The organism is Sinorhizobium americanum (genome assembly GCF_001651855.1).
Taxonomy (GTDB): domain Bacteria; phylum Pseudomonadota; class Alphaproteobacteria; order Rhizobiales; family Rhizobiaceae; genus Sinorhizobium; species Sinorhizobium americanum.
In genome coordinates, this window is record NZ_LNQC01000047.1 from 54,542 (window position 1) to 71,332 (window position 16,791).

Annotated in this window: 17 protein-coding genes; 2 read left to right on the forward strand and 15 right to left on the reverse strand. The window is 63.1% G+C overall.

What is annotated here, in order from left to right; genetic code table 11:
* Positions 1–60: 60 nt before the first annotated feature.
* The 14 genes from ATC00_RS10240 to tpiA all read right to left on the reverse strand — a co-directional run bounded on the left by ATC00_RS10240 (position 61) and on the right by tpiA (position 14,043).
* Positions 61–312: a GlsB/YeaQ/YmgE family stress response membrane protein gene (locus ATC00_RS10240; RefSeq protein ID WP_037383196.1), complete on the reverse strand. Its 252-nt coding sequence runs from the start codon at positions 310–312 to the stop codon at positions 61–63.
* Between the two features lie 75 nt (positions 313–387).
* Positions 388–1,833: a dihydrolipoyl dehydrogenase gene (gene lpdA / locus ATC00_RS10245; RefSeq protein WP_064252689.1), complete on the reverse strand. Its 1,446-nt coding sequence runs from the start codon at positions 1,831–1,833 to the stop codon at positions 388–390.
* An 18-nt stretch (positions 1,834–1,851) separates the two neighbouring features.
* Positions 1,852–2,433 carry a GNAT family N-acetyltransferase gene (locus ATC00_RS10250; protein WP_064252690.1) on the reverse strand — a complete coding sequence of 194 codons (582 nt, stop codon included), beginning with the start codon at positions 2,431–2,433 and terminating at the stop codon, positions 1,852–1,854.
* A 2-nt stretch (positions 2,434–2,435) separates the two neighbouring features.
* On the reverse strand, positions 2,436–3,077 hold the full coding sequence (locus ATC00_RS10255; protein ID WP_064252691.1) for an SGNH/GDSL hydrolase family protein: 642 nt from the start codon (positions 3,075–3,077) through the stop codon (positions 2,436–2,438).
* A gap of 114 nt (positions 3,078–3,191) precedes the next feature.
* Positions 3,192–4,535 (reverse strand): pyruvate dehydrogenase complex dihydrolipoamide acetyltransferase, encoded by a 1,344-nt coding sequence (locus ATC00_RS10260; RefSeq protein ID WP_064252692.1) that lies wholly within the window; start codon positions 4,533–4,535, stop codon positions 3,192–3,194.
* 14 nt (positions 4,536–4,549) lie between these two features.
* A complete protein-coding gene (locus ATC00_RS10265) occupies positions 4,550–5,917 on the reverse strand; it encodes a pyruvate dehydrogenase complex E1 component subunit beta (RefSeq protein ID WP_037383183.1) in 1,368 nt (455 codons plus the stop codon).
* 17 nt (positions 5,918–5,934) lie between these two features.
* Entirely contained in the window at positions 5,935–6,981 is a 1,047-nt protein-coding gene (gene pdhA / locus ATC00_RS10270; protein WP_064252693.1) for a pyruvate dehydrogenase (acetyl-transferring) E1 component subunit alpha, read from the reverse strand.
* A gap of 137 nt (positions 6,982–7,118) precedes the next feature.
* The gene (locus ATC00_RS10275; RefSeq protein ID WP_037383177.1) at positions 7,119–7,439 is read right to left on the reverse strand and encodes an FtsB family cell division protein; all 321 of its coding nucleotides are present in this window, start codon (positions 7,437–7,439) and stop codon (positions 7,119–7,121) included.
* Positions 7,440–7,583: 144 nt separating this feature from the next.
* On the reverse strand, positions 7,584–8,858 hold the full coding sequence (eno, locus tag ATC00_RS10280; protein WP_064252694.1) for a phosphopyruvate hydratase: 1,275 nt from the start codon (positions 8,856–8,858) through the stop codon (positions 7,584–7,586).
* A 142-nt stretch (positions 8,859–9,000) separates the two neighbouring features.
* The gene (gene kdsA / locus ATC00_RS10285; protein WP_173827769.1) at positions 9,001–9,843 is read right to left on the reverse strand and encodes a 3-deoxy-8-phosphooctulonate synthase; all 843 of its coding nucleotides are present in this window, start codon (positions 9,841–9,843) and stop codon (positions 9,001–9,003) included.
* Positions 9,843–10,730 (reverse strand): VOC family protein, encoded by an 888-nt coding sequence (locus ATC00_RS10290; protein WP_064252696.1) that lies wholly within the window; start codon positions 10,728–10,730, stop codon positions 9,843–9,845. Before ATC00_RS10290 ends, kdsA begins: the two co-directional genes overlap by 1 nt.
* A gap of 176 nt (positions 10,731–10,906) precedes the next feature.
* Positions 10,907–12,544 (reverse strand): CTP synthase, encoded by a 1,638-nt coding sequence (locus ATC00_RS10295; RefSeq protein WP_072642838.1) that lies wholly within the window; start codon positions 12,542–12,544, stop codon positions 10,907–10,909.
* A gap of 139 nt (positions 12,545–12,683) precedes the next feature.
* Complete coding sequence (gene secG, locus ATC00_RS10300) at positions 12,684–13,139, reverse strand: preprotein translocase subunit SecG (RefSeq protein WP_064252698.1); 456 nt, start codon at positions 13,137–13,139, stop codon at positions 12,684–12,686.
* A 133-nt stretch (positions 13,140–13,272) separates the two neighbouring features.
* A complete protein-coding gene (gene tpiA / locus ATC00_RS10305; protein WP_037383161.1) occupies positions 13,273–14,043 on the reverse strand; it encodes a triose-phosphate isomerase in 771 nt (256 codons plus the stop codon).
* 215 nt (positions 14,044–14,258) lie between these two features.
* Between tpiA and ATC00_RS10310 the strand changes: the two genes are divergently transcribed.
* Entirely contained in the window at positions 14,259–14,885 is a 627-nt protein-coding gene (locus ATC00_RS10310; protein WP_064252699.1) for a cytochrome b, read from the forward strand.
* Entirely contained in the window at positions 14,882–15,466 is a 585-nt protein-coding gene (locus tag ATC00_RS10315; protein WP_037383156.1) for a YceI family protein, read from the forward strand. The genes ATC00_RS10310 and ATC00_RS10315 overlap by 4 nt, the downstream gene beginning before the upstream one ends.
* Positions 15,467–15,472: 6 nt before the next feature.
* Here ATC00_RS10315 and ATC00_RS10320 read toward each other — a convergent pair whose 3' ends face one another.
* Entirely contained in the window at positions 15,473–16,789 is a 1,317-nt protein-coding gene (locus ATC00_RS10320; protein WP_064252700.1) for an FAD-binding oxidoreductase, read from the reverse strand.
* Between the last annotated feature and the right edge of the window lie 2 nt (positions 16,790–16,791).

The window sequence follows — 16,791 nt, forward strand, 5'->3', positions numbered from 1 at the left end:
TGAAAAGTCAGGCCGCCATTTGCATGGCAGCCCGACCGCGATTGGATGGCGTATGGACTTCTATCCTCGGACGGCACGGCCCGCGGCGATCAGCAGGCAGGCGCCGATGAAGCCGACGACCAGATAGGCGATCCAGCCGGTATAGGCCATGCCGAATGCCGCAAGGATGAAGTTCAAGACGACCGCGCCGATGATGCCGAGAATGATGTTCATGAACAGGCCCATCTGGCTGTTCATGAATTTCTCCGCCAGCCAGCCGGCCAGCCCACCGATGATGATCGCTGCCAAAATGCCCACGCCATTGACGCTCATGACGACCTCCGCGCACTGAAGATGCTACGCAATCAATGCGTGAGCATACTGCAAGTTCCGGACAGTCGCACGTCATCAGGCGTTCAGCACTTTTCCGTAAGCATCGAGAACGCTTTCTTTCATCATTTCGGAGAGCGTCGGATGCGGGAAGATCGTGTGCATCAGCTCTTCCTCGGTCGTCTCCAGATTCATCGCAACGACGAAGCCCTGGATGAGCTCGGTGACTTCCGCACCGACCATGTGCGCTCCGAGCAGCTCGCCGGTCTTCTTGTCGAAAATCGTCTTGATCATGCCCTGGTCCTCGCCGAGCGCAATCGCCTTGCCGTTGGCGCCGAAGCTGTAGCGGCCGACGCGAATGTCGCGGCCGAGTTCCTTCGCCTTCGCCTCGGTGAGGCCAACGGAGGCGACCTGCGGGTCGCAATAGGTGCAGCCCGGGACCTTGCTTTTGTCGAGCGCATGGACGCCCGGCACGCCGGCAATCTTCTCGACGCAGATGACGCCCTCATGCTCGGCCTTGTGCGCCAGCATCGGCGGCCCGGCAACGTCGCCGATCGCATAGATGCCGGCGACATTGGTCTTGCCGTAGCCGTCGGTGACGATGCAGCCGCGGTCGGTCTTGATGCCGAGCGTCTCGAGCCCGAGATTCTCGATATTGCCCTGGACGCCGACGGCCGAGATCAGCCGGTCCGCCTTGATCGGCGTGACCTTGCCGTCCTTGGTCTCGACATGGGCCGTGACGTCGTTGGCGCCCTTTTCGACCTTCGACACCTTGGCGTCGGTGAAGATCTTCATGCCGCGCTTCTCGAGCTGCTTGCGCGCGAGCGCGGAAATCTCGGCGTCCTCGACGGGCATCACCTGCGGCAGGAGTTCGACGACCGTGACATCGACGCCCATGGAAAGGTAGAAGCTCGCAAATTCGATGCCGATCGCGCCGGAGCCCATGACGACCATGGTTTTCGGCAGCTCCTCGGGCTTCATCGCCTCGAAATAGGTCCAGATCAGCTTGCCGTCCGGCTCGATGCCGGGCAGTGCCCGCGGCCGGGCGCCGGTCGCCAGGATGATGTGCTTGGCCGTATAGGTGCCCTCGCTCTTGACGCCCTTCGGCACGGGGTTCTGCGGCTGGACGGCCGGCTTCGACGGCGCGCCGACGACGATCTCGCCGGGCTTCGTCAGCTTCGCTTCGCCCCAGATCACGTCGATCTTGTTCTTCTTCATCAGAAAGGCGACGCCGCCGTTCAGCCGCGCCGAGACGCCGCGCGAGCGGGCGACGACATCCTTGACGTTGGCGGTGATCTTGCCTTCGAGCGTCAGGCCGTAGTTCTTGGCGTGGTTGGCATGGTCGAGAATCTCGGCTGAGCGAAGCAGCGCCTTGGTCGGGATGCAGCCCCAGTTGAGGCAGATGCCGCCCAGATGCTCGCGCTCGACGATCGCCGTCTTCAAGCCCAGCTGCGCCGAGCGGATGGCGGTCACATAGCCGCCCGGGCCCGAACCGATAACGATGACGTCGTAATTCTCAGCCATGTGTTTCCTACCTTTGTTTCAAGCGACCTTGCGGGTGAAGAGCACCCAATCATGTTTCCTGCTGTCTTCGAAGAGCAGCAGGGCTTCCGCGCGCGCCACCTCTTCGAAGCCGTTTTTCTTGTACAGCGCCTGCGCCTTTTCATTGTGGCTCTCGGTGATCAGGCTTACCGGCGCCTTGCCGGCGCGGACAAATTCGTGCTCGAGCAGCGCCCGGCCAATCCCCTTGCCGCGATGCGCCTTGTAGACGCCGAGGCTGTCGATGAACCAGTGACCGACCACCTCTCTCTGCAGCGCAAGCAAGGGCGCGAGCACCGGATGCTTCGGCTCGATCTCTGCAATCGACGCGTCGATGGCGTAGGAAATCGAAACGCCGACGATCTCTTCATCGGTGAGGGCGACCACCGCGTCACGCCACGTCCCCAAACCCTCGTCCTGCCGCAGCCGGTTGCGGCCGTGTTCGAAAGCCGTGTCCGCCGATTTGGCCAAGACGCCGCCATACCACAGCCATGAGGCAAAGCCATGCGAGGCGATATCGACGAGGATCGCCAGTTCAGCCGCCTCGCTTCGCATAGCGGGTCTGAGGGTTGCGCCAGCCGCCATCGTCAAAGCCCGAGCAACATCCGGACCACCGGCTCCACGCCCCGGCCGATTGCGCGGGTATTCTCGGCGTCGAGATGAACCCCATCGAGCGGCGTCGTCCGGGCGACCGAACCGGCGTCGAAGAAGCCGCAATCGAGTTCGTCGGCAAGATCGCGATAGAGCGACCCCAGCATCGCCGACTGCTCGACGCCGCCGGCAAACATCGCCGCGAAGTCGCTGTCGGCCGTTTCGCAAAGCGGTGGCGGCGAGACGATCAGGATATTCGGGCCCTCCTCCGTCTCCGTCGGCCAGTCGTGCTTGCGAACCAGATTGACCAGGCGCTCGACACCTTTGACGGCGCCGAAGGCCGTGCCGTGAATGATTGGCTTCATGTCGTTCGAACCGAGCATGAAGACGACAAGATCGAGCGGTGCGTGGCTGTGCAGCACGGTCGGAAGGACACGCGCGCCGTTACGGTCGCAATCGGCGAGATGATCGTCATAGGCTGTGGTGCGGCCGTTCAGCCCCTCGGCGATGACATTGACGCCGGCGCCGAGCGCCTTCTGCAACACGCTTGGCCAACGATCCTCCAGCGCATGTCTCCCCGGGCCCTCCGCGTCATAGCCCCAGGTCAGACTGTCACCATAGCAAAGGACTGTCTTCATCTGCCTACTCGCATTTGATGCATTTCGCCCAAAACTGTGCAGCGGTATTGGGGCAACGACATGCACAAGAGGTCAGGAAAGGAAGGACCGGCGGAAGCGCCGGTCCGGATCGCATCAGACGAGCATGCCCATCGGGTTTTCGATGTAGCGCTTGAAGGCGCCGAGCAGTTCGGCACCGAGAGCGCCATCGACGCAGCGATGGTCGGTCGAGAGCGTGACGGTCATCATGTTGGCGACGACCATCTCCTTGTTCTTGACGATGACGCGCTCCTCGCCAGCGCCGACCGCAAGGATGGTCGCGTGCGGCGGGTTGACGACGGCAGCGAAGTCCTTGACGCCCATCATGCCCATGTTGGAAACCGCGGTGGTACCACCCTGGTATTCCTCCGGCTTCAGCTTGCGCTCCTTGGCGCGCTTGCCGAGATCCTTCATCTCGTTGGAGATGGCCGAAAGGCTCTTCAACTCCGCCTGACGGACGATCGGGGTTATCAGCCCGCCCGGGATCGACACCGCAACGCCGACATCCGCGTGCTTGTGCTTGACCATGTTCGTATCGGTCCAGGAAACGTTCGCATCCGGAACGTCGCGCAGCGCCAGCGCCAGCGCCTTGATCACCATGTCGTTGACCGAGAGCTTGTAGACCGGCTTGCCGTCCTTCTCGGGCGCAGCCGCATTGAGCTGAGCACGCAGAGCTAAGAGCGCATCGAGCTGGCAATCGAGGGAAACGTAGAAATGCGGGATCGTCTGCTTCGACTCCTGCAGACGCTTGGCAATCGTCTTGCGCATGCCGTCATGCGGAACGAGCTCGTAGGAGCCCGCCTCGAAGAGCTTGAGGACGGCGTCTTCCGACATGCCCTTGGCAAGCGGTGCTGCGGCCGGTGCTTGAGCGGCGGCCGGTGCCGCGGCGGGCTTGGCGGTGCCGCCGGAGACTGCGGTTTCGACATCCTTCTTGACGACGCGGCCATAGGGGCCGGAACCGGCAATTGCCGAGAGGTCGATGCCCGCTTCCTTGGCAAGACGGCGGGCGAGCGGTGACGAGAAGACACGCTTGCCGTCACCGGCGGCCGGTGCCGGCGTTGCCGATGCGGCCGAAGCGGTGGGGGCTGCGGTCGGTGCCGGCGCCGCGGGTGCCGCCGGAGCAGCGGCTTCCGCCTTCGCGGCCGATGCCGGCGCGGCTGCGCCATTGCCGCCCTTGGCTGCAGTCGACACATCCTCGCCATCCGCGGCGAGCACTGCGATCAAGGCATTGACCTTGACGCCTTCAGTACCGGCCGGAACGACGATCCTGGCAACGGTGCCTTCATCGACGGCCTCGACTTCCATGGTCGCCTTGTCGGTCTCGATCTCGGCGATGACGTCGCCGGACTTGACCTTGTCGCCTTCCTTGACCAGCCACTTGGCGAGATTGCCTTCTTCCATGGTCGGGGAGAGGGCAGGCATTGTGATGTTGATTGGCATCGAACGTCCCTCTCTTATTTGTAGCAAACGGCTTTGACCGCATCGACGACCTCGGCGACGTTCGGCAAAGCGAGTTTTTCGAGGTTAGCCGCGTAAGGCATCGGCACGTCCTTGCCCGCGATCGTCAGGATCGGCGCATCGAGATAGTCGAAGGCCTGCTGCATGACGCGGGTGGCGATCTCGGTGCCGACGGAGGACTGCGGGTAGCCTTCCTCGACGGTGACGAGGCGACCGGTCTTCTTCACCGACTCGATGACGGTCGGCAGGTCCATCGGGCGGATGGTGCGAAGGTCGATGACTTCGACATCGATGCCCTGCGCCTCGAGTTCGGCGGCGGCCTTGACGGCATAGGTCATGCCGATGCCGAAGGAGACGATCGTCGCATCCTTGCCGACGCGGTGAATGCGGGCCTTGCCGATCGGCAGGACGAAATCGTCGAGCTTCGGCACCTCGAAGGACTGGCCGTAGAGGATTTCGTTCTCAAGGAAGATGACCGGGTTCGGGTCGCGGATCGCGGCCTTGAGCAGGCCCTTCGCGTCGGCCGCCGTATAGGGCATCACGACCTTGAGGCCGGGAATATGGCTGTACCAGGCGGCGTAGCACTGCGAGTGCTGGGCGGCGACGCGGGCCGCGGCACCGCTCGGGCCGCGGAAGACGATCGGCGCCCCCATCTGTCCGCCGGACATGTAGAGCGTCTTGGCGGCCGAGTTGATGATCTGGTCGATCGCCTGCATGGCGAAGTTGAAGGTCATGAACTCGACGATCGGACGCAGACCGGTCATCGCCGCACCGACCCCGACGCCGGCAAATCCATGTTCGGTGATCGGCGTATCGACGACCCGGCGGGGGCCGAATTCCTGCAGCAACCCTTGCGTGATCTTGTAGGCGCCCTGGTATTCGGCGACTTCCTCGCCCATGACGAAGACGTCGTCATCGGCGCGCATTTCCTCGGCCATCGCGTCGCGCAGCGCTTCGCGGACGGTGATCGTCACCATCTCGGTTCCGGCCGGAATGGCCGGATCGGACGGGACTTCCGCCTTCGGCTGGGCCGCCACGGGGGCCGCAGCCGGCGCCGGAGCTTCGGCCGATGCCGGCTTCGGCGCTTCCGTCTTGGCGCTGGCAATATCGCCGGCGCCTTCGCCGTCCTGGAGCAGCACGGCGATCGGCGTATTGACCTTGACGCCTTCGGTGCCGGCGGCAATCAGCAGCTTGCCGATCGTGCCTTCATCGACGGCTTCGACTTCCATCGTCGCCTTGTCCGTCTCGATCTCGGCGATGACGTCGCCGGAGGCGACCTTGTCGCCCTCGTTCTTCAGCCATTTGGAGAGCGTGCCTTCCTCCATCGTCGGGGAAAGGGCAGGCATGAGAATTTCTACTGGCATATTCGTCCCTCCCCGGATCAAAGCAGGATGTCGGTGTAGAGCTCGGATACATCCGGCTCCGGATCAGACTGGGCAAAATCGGCACTATCCGCAACGATATCGCGAACCTCCTTGTCGATCTGCTTCAGTTCGTCCTCGCTCGCCCAGCCCTTTTCAACCATGCGTGCCTTCACCTGCTCGATCGGATCATGTTCCGAGCGCATCTTCTGCACTTCGTCCTTCGAGCGGTATTTCGCCGGGTCGGACATGGAGTGGCCGCGATAGCGGTAGGTCAGCATTTCGAGGATGATCGGCCCCTTGCCGCAGCGGCAATATTCGACGGCCTCGTCGGCTGCCGCCTTGACCGCGCGCACGTCCATGCCGTCGACCTGATAGCCCGGGATACCGAAGGAAGCGCCGCGCTGCGAGAAATCGGTCTGTGCCGAGGCGCGCGACACGGAGGTGCCCATCGCATAGCGATTGTTCTCGACGATGTAGATCACCGGCAGCTTCCAGAGCGCTGCCATGTTGAAGCTTTCGTAGACCTGGCCCTGGTTGGCGGCGCCGTCACCGAAATAGGCGAGGCTGACATTGTCGTTGCCGCGATACCGGTTGGCGAAGGCGAGGCCGGTGCCGAGCGATACCTGCGCGCCGACGATGCCGTGGCCGCCGTAGAAGTGCTTCTCCTTGGAGAACATGTGCATCGAGCCGCCCTTCCCCTTGGAAAGACCGCCACGGCGACCGGTGAGTTCGGCCATCACGCCGCGGGCGCTCATGCCGCAGGCGAGCATATGGCCGTGATCGCGGTAACCGGTGATGACCTGGTCGCCCTCTTTTAGGGCCAGCTGCATGCCGACGACGACGGCTTCCTGGCCGATATAAAGGTGACAGAAACCGCCGATGAAGCCCATGCCGTAAAGCTGGCCGGCCTTCTCCTCGAAACGCCGGATCAGCAGCATTTCGCGATAGGCCTTCAGCTCATCATCCTTGGAGAATTCGGCGATCGTGCCGCCGGTGAAGTCCTTCTTGGCCGGCTTGGCGGCGGCCTTGCGGCTGGAGACGGACGCGGTTTTTCGCGGAGCCATTCATTCCTCCCAATGGTTAGCCTTTGGTGGGCTACCATAGGGAAAGAAGCGCGCCACAGCAATGACATATTTGCATGGCTATTATTCCGCACAAGCGCCTGATTTGAAACAGATATTTTAAATTAACCGAATTTCAGTTAATTAGCAGCGCGATGAAAAATGACGATCTCGTCGCTGCGCGACATGTTGAGCGCGAGGCGAGCCTTCTCATCCAGCATGTCTCTTTCCAACGAACCGTCACTCATCAGCTCGACCTCCTTTTCCAGGATTTGCCGCGCCTGAGTAAGCTCGTCGAGCCGTGCCTGCCGCTCGGCGATCTGGCGGTCGAACTCCTCCGTCGCTCTCAAGCCGTAACCGCCATGGATCGAATGATAGCCGAAGTAAGAAAGAAAGGCGACTGCGATCACCGGCACTACCAGCCGCCCCAGTCTCCGCTTCTTGTGATGCCGTGTCCACATCGTCAATACCCTGCTACGCAATACCAAGGCAGACTAGCGCCGATTGATTAACCGACCGTTGACCATGAATGGCAAGGAAAAGGAAACCCGCCGGCCGTCAGGCAGGCGGGTTTGGCAATTTGATGCTGATGCCAGTGGCAGCGATCAGCCGCGCAAGATCGAGCGGCCGGCGTATTGTGCCTGCAGGCCGAGCTGCTCCTCGATGCGGATCAGCTGATTGTACTTCGCGAGCCGGTCGGAACGGGCGAGCGAACCGGTCTTGATCTGACCGCAATTGGTGGCAACCGCCAGATCGGCGATCGTCGAATCCTCGGTCTCGCCGGAACGGTGCGACATGACGGCGGTGTAGCGGGCCTTGTGCGCCGTCTCGACGGCATCGAGCGTTTCGGAAAGCGAGCCTATCTGGTTGACCTTGACGAGTATCGAGTTGGCGACGCCCATCTTGATGCCGTCGCGCAGCCGTGCGGAGTTGGTAACGAAGAGATCGTCGCCAACGAGCTGGCATTTGTTGCCAATGAGGTCGGTCAGCGCCTTCCAGCCGTCCCAGTCGTCCTCGGCCATGCCGTCCTCGATCGAGATGATCGGGTACTTGGCGGCAAGCTCGGCGAGATACTCGGCCATGGCACCCGGCTCCAGCGTGCGGCCTTCGCCTTCGAGCACGTATTTGCCGTCCTTGAAGAATTCCGTCGAGGCGCAGTCGAGCGCGACATACATGTCCTCACCCGGCTTGTAGCCCGCCTTCTCGATCGACTTCATGATGAAATCGAGGGCCGCAGGTGCGGAAGCCAAGCCCGGAGCGAACCCGCCCTCGTCGCCGACATTGGTGTTGTGGCCCTCGGCAGCGAGCTGCTTCTTCAGCGTGTGGAAGACCTCCGAGCCCATGCGCACGGCATCCCTCAGCGTCTCGGCGCCGACCGGCATGATCATGAATTCCTGGAAGTCGATCGGGTTGTCGGCATGCGCGCCGCCATTGATGATGTTCATCATCGGCACCGGCAGGAGATGGGCGTTCGGGCCGCCGACATAGCGATAGAGCGGCAGGTCGGCCGCTTCCGCCGCGGCCTTGGCGACGGCGAGCGAGACGCCGAGAATGGCGTTGGCGCCGAGGCGCGACTTGTTCGACGTGCCGTCCAGCTCGATCATTGTCTTGTCGATCTGGATCTGGTTCTCGGCATCGAGACCGCCGATCGCCTCGAAGATCTCGCCGTTGACCGCGTCGACAGCGCGCTCGACGCCCTTGCCGAGATAGCGGGTGCCGCCGTCGCGCAGTTCGACCGCTTCATGCGCGCCGGTCGACGCGCCCGAGGGAACGGCGGCACGACCGAAGCTGCCGTCCTCGAGATGGACATCGACCTCGACGGTCGGGTTGCCGCGGCTGTCGAGGATCTCTCGGCCGATGATGTCGATGATCGCAGTCATTGATCTCTTCCCTGCTTGTGGACGTTGGTGATGGTCGGCCTGTCTTAATGGATGGCCCTGAAATTACAATGGCGCGGGGCGCCAGGAGCACGGGGTGCCGTCGCGCGTCATGAAAACTTCACGCGGGACGGCACCTGCTCACTCAAGCCTTGGCGATCGCGTCGAAGGCGAGCAGTTTCTCGAGAAGCCGCGGCATGTCCTTGAGCGGCACCATGTTCGGGCCGTCGGAGGGGGCATTGTCCGGATCCTCATGCGTCTCGATGAAGACGCCGGCAACGCCGACGGCGACGGCGGCGCGTGCCAGGGTCTCGACGAACTCCCGTTGACCGCCCGAGGAGCCGCCCTGCCCGCCGGGCTGCTGCACCGAATGGGTGGCGTCGAACACGACCGGGGCCCCGAGCGCCGCCATGATCGGCAGAGAGCGCATGTCGGAAACGAGCGTGTTGTAGCCGAAGGATGCGCCGCGCTCGCAGAGAAGGACGTTCGGGTTGCCGCTCATCGTGAATTTGGCCAGCACGTTCTTCATGTCCCAGGGCGCCAGGAACTGGCCCTTCTTGACGTTGATGGCGCGCCCGGTCTTGGCGGCCGCTACGAGAAGATCGGTCTGGCGCGACAGGAAGGCCGGTATCTGCAGAATGTCGACGGTCTCGGCGACCGCGGCGCACTGCTCTTCCGTGTGGATGTCGGTCAGCACCGGGAAGCCATATTCGCGCTTGAGGTCGGCAAAGATTTCCATTGCCTTTTCAAGGCCGATGCCGCGCTTGCCGGAGAGCGAGGTGCGGTTGGCCTTGTCGAAGGAGGACTTATAGACGAGGCCGAGGCCGAGCGACTTACAGAGTTCGACCAGCCTGCCGGCGATCATGAAGGCATGTTCGCGGCTCTCCATCTGACAGGGGCCGGCGATCAGCGTCAGCCGCTCCTGCTGGGAGAACACCACCTGGCCGGCACCCTCGCCGACGACGACCCTTGCATTCGTTTCCATCACTACACTCCAAATGCGAAAATCACCCCCTGCCCCGGCACTTCCGGGACAACGAGGCGTCCGCCCATTTCTGCAAATTCGATGTCGTTCTGCGCAAACAGCGCGCGCGTCGCTTCGAGGTCGGCGACGCGGAAGACCACGGCACGGCCGCGCAAGCCGCGGTCGGTCGCGCTGACGGAGCGGCCATAGAAGGCCTCCGTGCCTGCAGTGTTCAAGACCGACAGTTTGGCGCTGCCGGCCTGGATATCCATGCCGAATGAATGAGCCGAAACTTCGCGCTCGTCGACCGCTTCCTGCAGCAGATACTGGAAATCGGTTGGATTGGGTTCCGAAAGAACAACCTCGGCGATGCCGGTCACGCCGTTCTCGTGATCGGTGAGCGCGCCGTCGACCGGCAGGGCGCGGATCCGCTGGCAGCTGAACAGGAAGAAGTCCGGCGCGCGCAGGTCCGCAGCAAAGGCCAGCCTGAAGGAGCCGAGCCCCTCGCGCCCGTCCGGCAGGCGCATAGGCCGGGAAAACTCCAGCATCTCGCCGCCGGAGATACCGCAGGACCGGTAGCGGATGTGATCGGCGGCGGCATCGGGCGTCCCGAGCACGATCGCCGACAGACCCTCCGGGCCCTGCCGGAAGCGGAAGGCATGGTCGCGCGCCACAAAGGCATTGCCGGAAAGCGCGGCAGCCTCGCACTCCTCACGCGAGGCGATGGCGAGCGGCTCCAGATAGGTATTGTCCGAAAAGAAGACGCAGGCGTTTTCAGTGCCGAAGGGATGCCGCGCATCTCCGGCGACGGTGAAGCCGAGATCGCCTAGGCGCCGCCTCGCCTGCCCGAGTTCCGCCACCGGCAGCACGAGATGATCGAGCGGGCGGGCGGTGCGGGTAGGCAGGTTCATGGCGATTTCCCTGATGACCGGTTTGCCGCTGTTTGCAACTTTTGACCGATGATTGCAAGCGGCAGCAGGACAGGCGTCGAAATGCAGCCACCTCACTCAAGCATGCGAGGCGCCAATAGGCGTACGGCCGGTCCTGAGGGGGACCGGCCGCGAAATCGGGACATAGGGGAAAGAGGCTACACCAGCCGCGACTGTTCGAGCGCTGCCTCAATGAAGCTCGCAAACAGAGGATGCGGGTCAAGCGGCCGGGACTTCAGCTCCGGATGATATTGAACGCCGATGAACCACGGATGATCCGGATATTCGACCGTCTCCGGTAGCACGCCGTCCGGCGACATGCCCGAGAAGACGAGGCCGCAGGACTCCAGCCGTTCCTTGTAGTCGACATTGACCTCGTAGCGATGGCGATGGCGCTCGGAGATATCCGGAGATCCATAGATCCGGGCGATCTTCGTATCGGGCTTGAGCGCCGCACGATAGGCGCCGAGGCGCATGGTGCCGCCGAGATCGCCGGAGGCCGAGCGTTTCTCCAGCGCGTTGCCCTTCACCCATTCGGTCATCAGGCCGACGACCGGCTCCTTGGTGGGGCCGAATTCGGTCGACGACGCCTTGTCGATGCCTGCGAGATTGCGGGCAGCTTCGACCACGGCCATCTGCATGCCGAAGCAGATGCCGAAATAGGGCACCTTGCGTTCGCGGGCAAAGCGGGCCGCGTTGATCTTGCCTTCCGAGCCGCGCTCGCCGAAGCCGCCGGGAACGAGAATGCCGTGGACCTTCTCGAGATAGGGCGCCGGGTCCTCCTTCTCGAAGACCTCGGACTCGATCCATTCGAGCTTGACCTTGACGCGATTGGCGATGCCGCCGTGGTAAAGCGCTTCGATCAGCGACTTATAGGCATCCTTGAGGCCGGTGTATTTTCCGACGATCGCGATCGTTACTTCACCTTCCGGCGTGCGGATCCGATGCGCCACGTTCTCCCAGGCTTCCATGCGCGGCTTCGGCGCCGGTTCGATGCCGAAGGCGGCGAGCACTTCGTTGTCGAGGCCTTCCTTGTGATAGGCGATCGGCACGTCGTAGATGGACGCAACGTCGAGCGCCTGGATGACTGCCGATTGGCGGACATTGCAGAAGAGCGACAGTTTGCGGCGCTCCGCTTCCGGTATCTCGCGATCGGCGCGAACGAGCAGAATGTCGGGGTGGATGCCGAGCGCCTGCAGTTCCTTGACCGAATGCTGGGTCGGCTTGGTCTTCAGTTCGCCCGCCGCCGGGATATAGGGCATCAACGTCAGGTGGACGTAGACGGCGGTGCCGCGCGGCAGGTCGTTGCCGAGCTGGCGGATCGCCTCCATGAAGGGCATGGCCTCGATGTCGCCGACGGTGCCGCCGATTTCGCAGATGACGAAGTCGTAGTCCTCGTTGCCTTCGGTAACGAAGTTCTTGATCTCGTTGGTGACGTGCGGGATCACCTGAACCGTCGCGCCGAGATAGTCGCCGCGCCGTTCCTTGTCGATGATGTTCTTGTAGATCCGGCCCGTGGTGATGTTGTCGGTCTTCGTCGCCGAGCGGCCGGTGAAGCGTTCGTAGTGGCCGAGATCGAGGTCGGTTTCCGCCCCGTCGTCGGTGACGAACACCTCGCCGTGCTGCGTCGGGCTCATGGTGCCCGGATCGACATTGAGATACGGGTCGAGCTTGCGCAGCCTCACGCGGTAGCCACGCGCCTGCAGCAGCGCTCCGAGAGCGGCCGCAGCGATGCCTTTTCCGAGGGAGGAGACCACGCCGCCAGTGATGAATACATATCGCGCCATGGGAGTCACCGGATACCTTTTCACAAACGATTCCGCCACCGAAAAAATTCGTCTTCCCGAATTTTTCCGTTTCTCGGTGCGGTAGATTTCACACAAAACAAAACCGGCGGATGAAACATCCGCCGGCGGGTTCTTCTGAACTTCGGCCTTACTGGCCGCTCGGAACTTGCGATCCGGTATTGCCGTTGGCGCCGGGAGCCGGAGCGGCCGGAGCGGCGGGCTGGGCCGCGCCTTCTGCCGGAACCGCGTTGTTGGCGCCATTGCCGTTCGCCGGAGCCTGAGTGTTACCGCCGGCCGGCGCGGTCTGGCCGCCGCCGAGCGAATCCAGCACGCCGCCGCTCGAGCTCGTGCCCGGAATACGTTCAAGAATATCGGTCGCCTGCGGCTCGTAACGCGCTAGGATGCCCATCGCGAGTGCCAGAGCGAAGAACAGGAAGGCAAGAACCGCCGTCGTGCGGGTCAGCGCATTGGCCGTGCCACGGGCGGACATGAAGCCCGAACCGCCGCCGATGCCGAGACCGCCACCTTCGGAACGCTGAATGAGAACGACGCCGATCAGAGCGACGACGACCATGAGATAAACGACGAGGAGTACGGTCTGCATCAGCTTCCAGTCCTGCCCTTTTCGGGGCATTCGAATCGAACGATCGCGGCCACGTCACGGGCCGCGCCAAATTTCGCGCCTCTTTATACCAAGCCGCCGCCTATTCCAAGCCCCTGCCCGCCGCACACGGCGATCACGCAGTCAATTCTTCATAGGCCCCGTAGATGGCGAGGAAGTCTTCCGCTTTCAAGCTGGCGCCGCCGATCAGCGCACCGTCCACATTGGCGACGCCCATCAGTTCCTTGGCATTGGAGGGCTTGACGGAGCCACCGTAGAGAATGCGCATCTTGCCGCCCTCTGCACCGAAACGGGAAACGAGTTCGGCACGCATGAAGGCATGCGCCTCTTCCACATCTCCGACGGTCGGCGTCAGCCCGGTGCCGATCGCCCAGACCGGCTCATAGGCAATCACGGTGCTCTCCGCCGTCGCGCCATCCGGCAGGCTGCCAGCGAGCTGGCGCTTCAGGACGTCGAGCGTCTTGCCGCCTTTGCGTTCTTCTTCGGTCTCGCCAATACAGACGATGGCGACGAGGCCCGCCGCACGTGCGGCTTCGGTCTTGGCCCGCACCAGTGCATCAGTTTCGGCATGATCGGTGCGGCGTTCGGAATGGCCGACGATGACATGGGTGCCGAAGCAATCGGCGATCATCTCGGCAGAAACATCGCCGGTGTGGGCGCCCGATTGCTTCTGGTGGCAGTTCTGCGCGCCGATCATCAGCGGGCTGTCGTCGCAAAGCGCAGTGGCAACATAAAGCAGCGTCGCCGGCGGGCAGATCAACGCCTCGACCTTGGCGGAAAGCTCACCCTTGACGCCCTCGGCCATCGCCTTGATCTGGTCCAGCGAAGCACGCGTACCATTCATCTTCCAGTTGCCGGCAACAAGCGGGCGGACGTCAGGCGTCATCGGTTCTTCCTCCGGGATCAAAGCCTCTCGGGCAAGCGGCCTAGCAAATCGGCCAGGCAAATGAAAGCACCTCGCCGCAGATTCCGGCTCGTCAGCCAATAGGCGCCACGCGCACGAACGACCCGGCGCGGCAGAATTTGGACAGCAACGTTCCGAATAAAACCGCGCCTTAAGGCGTCTCACGGCAACGGGAGACCAACTGGTCAAGTCACCCAATGCTGCGCAACGGCGAGAACGACTTCGGTATAGTAACGATCGTGCTGCACTGGACGATCGCGCTGCTGGTTCTCGGCCTGATGGTGGTCGGCTTCGCCATGCGGCGAATCGAGCTCGATCCGGCGCTGCAGTTCTCGCTTTACCAATGGCACAAGTCGCTCGGCTTCACCGCCTTGGGGCTCGCGCTCTTGAGAGCCATCTGGTGGTTGACAGAGCGAACCCCGAGGCCCGTTCCAGGCCTCCACCCGTTCGAACATGCCGCAGCGCGCCAAACGCACAGGATATTGATCCTCCTTGGGATTATCACCCCGCTGGCCGGCTGGGCCGTCGCCTCCGCCTCGACATTGAACATGCCGAGCCTCTACTTCAACATCATCGTCATACCGCATCTGCCGCTGCAGCAATCGGATAGCGCCGAGGCGTTCTGGGCCCTCACCCACGCATTGCTCGCCTATGTCATGCTCGCTTTGGTGGCCATCCACATTGCGGCGGCGATCTACCACCAGTTCGTCCGAGGCGAGGCCGTGTTGATCCGCATGCTGCGCTCCGGCTTCCGGAGGAGCGACGCGGCGCCAGTCGAGGCCGGAGAAGCCAGTGAAGCCGTTGCCGGGAGGAATGATCCATGAACGCTCGTCGCCATCTCGCCCTGACAGCAGCCTTCGCGTTGATCGCTATGGCTCTACCGGCCCGCGCACAGGCGCCGTCGCTCGCGGATGCGGCCGGGAGCTACAGCATCGCCACTTCCTCGCGCATCCATTTCAGTATCGGGCAGACGGGCGGCGGTGGCATCGCCGGCAACTTCGCAAAGTTCTCCGGCAAGTTTCGGATAGATGGCGGCAATGTCTCCCGATCGTCGGTCGAGTTCACGCTCTTTCCGGAGAGTGTCAGGGCGAGAGAGCGCCGTATCGAGAACTTCCTGCGGTCGAGCGCAGTCTTCGACACGGATAACTATCAGACCGTGACTTTTCGCTCTACCCGCGTGACACAGACCGGGCCTAGTAGTGCAAACATCGAGGGTGCGCTGACGGCGCGGGGCAAAACGCGCAAGGAACGCTTCGCCGTTACCCTGACCGACTGGGACAAGCGCTCAATTTCCTTCACCATCCGCGGCAGCATTCGCCGTGCACCCTACGGCATGGACGTCGGCACTCCCATTTATTCCAACGTGGTCGAGTTCGACATGGACATCAAGGGACTGAGGCGCTGACCGGCGTCAGCTCTCGAGTGCAAGCGCCGTGCGCCTCCAGAAATCCGAAACCATGGCCGGATCTCGCAGCGCTTCGAGTTTTCGCCATGACGGGAAAGAGGCCTCGAAAACCGCGGGGCTCATGCGGAAGTCCGCGCTTGGATTCACCGCCCCGCCGGTCTCGACGGCAATACGGTCCAAAGCGTCGAGCAGTTTGACGGTCGCTTCGCCCTGATTGGCGAAGTCCAAGGTCAGCGCGAAACCCGGCCGGGGAAAGGAAAGCAAGCCTCGTGCTTCGGCGTTCCCGAAACGGTGCAGCGCCGTCAGGAAGGAGGCGTGGCCGTGTTCGCGCGCGGTCTTCAAGAGGCGAAGCGTCGTCTCCTCGGCATTCTCGGCCGGATAGACGCTCTGGTACCGACAAGGACCCTGAGGCCCGTAGAGTCGGTGCCAGGCACCAAGCCGGTCGAGCGGATGGAAATAGGACGTCCATTTCACCGTCGATACCGTTTCGCCGCGCACTTCCCTGCGAAAGCGGTATTCATTGAGCGCCTTCAGCGTCAGGGAATTCAGCGGATTGAACGGCGTGGAGAAGGGCAGCGAAGGCTTCGGCCCCTTGGGAATGTCCGGATATTCGCAGGATGCGTCGGCGTGATCGGCAGCCCAGAGCACGCCCCTGCCCGTCCGCCGGCCGCTCGCCAGCTGATCGATCCAGGCGACCGAATATTCATGCTCCTCGCCGACGCGGTCGATCAGTGCGAAATAGTCCTCGAGGCATTCGAAGCGAATGGCGTGCTGTTGGACATGCGGCGAAGGCACTTTAATCAGCTGCAGTTCGGCATCGAGGATCAGTCCCGTCAGGCCCATGCCGCCGATCGTGGCGGCGAAGAGTTCGGCGTTCTCCTCGGCGGAGCAGACCAGGCGCTCGCCGTCCGAGCGCAGCAGCGTCAGCCGCCGGACATGATTGCCGAAGGCGCCGCGGGCATGATGGTTTCTGCCGTGAACGTCATTGGCGACGGCCCCGCCGACCGTGACGAGACCCGATCCCGGTGTTACGGGAAGGAAGAAGCGGTGCGGTATCGCCTTGACGAGGATGTCGCGCAGCGTGGCGCCGGCCTCGCAGGTCACCACGCCGGTCCCCGGATCGAAGGCGAGGATGCGGCCGTGCCTCGCGCCGTCGATCAATGTGCCTCGGTCATTGCGGCAAACATCGCCATAGCTCAGGCCGTTGCCGAAGGGCAGATAGGCCATGGGCGTGATCGTACCGAGCCGATCCTCGTAGTCGTCCGGCGAGATGGTGCCTTGCGGACGATCCTCCGGCCACCGCCAGCTTTCAACCTTGTTCATGC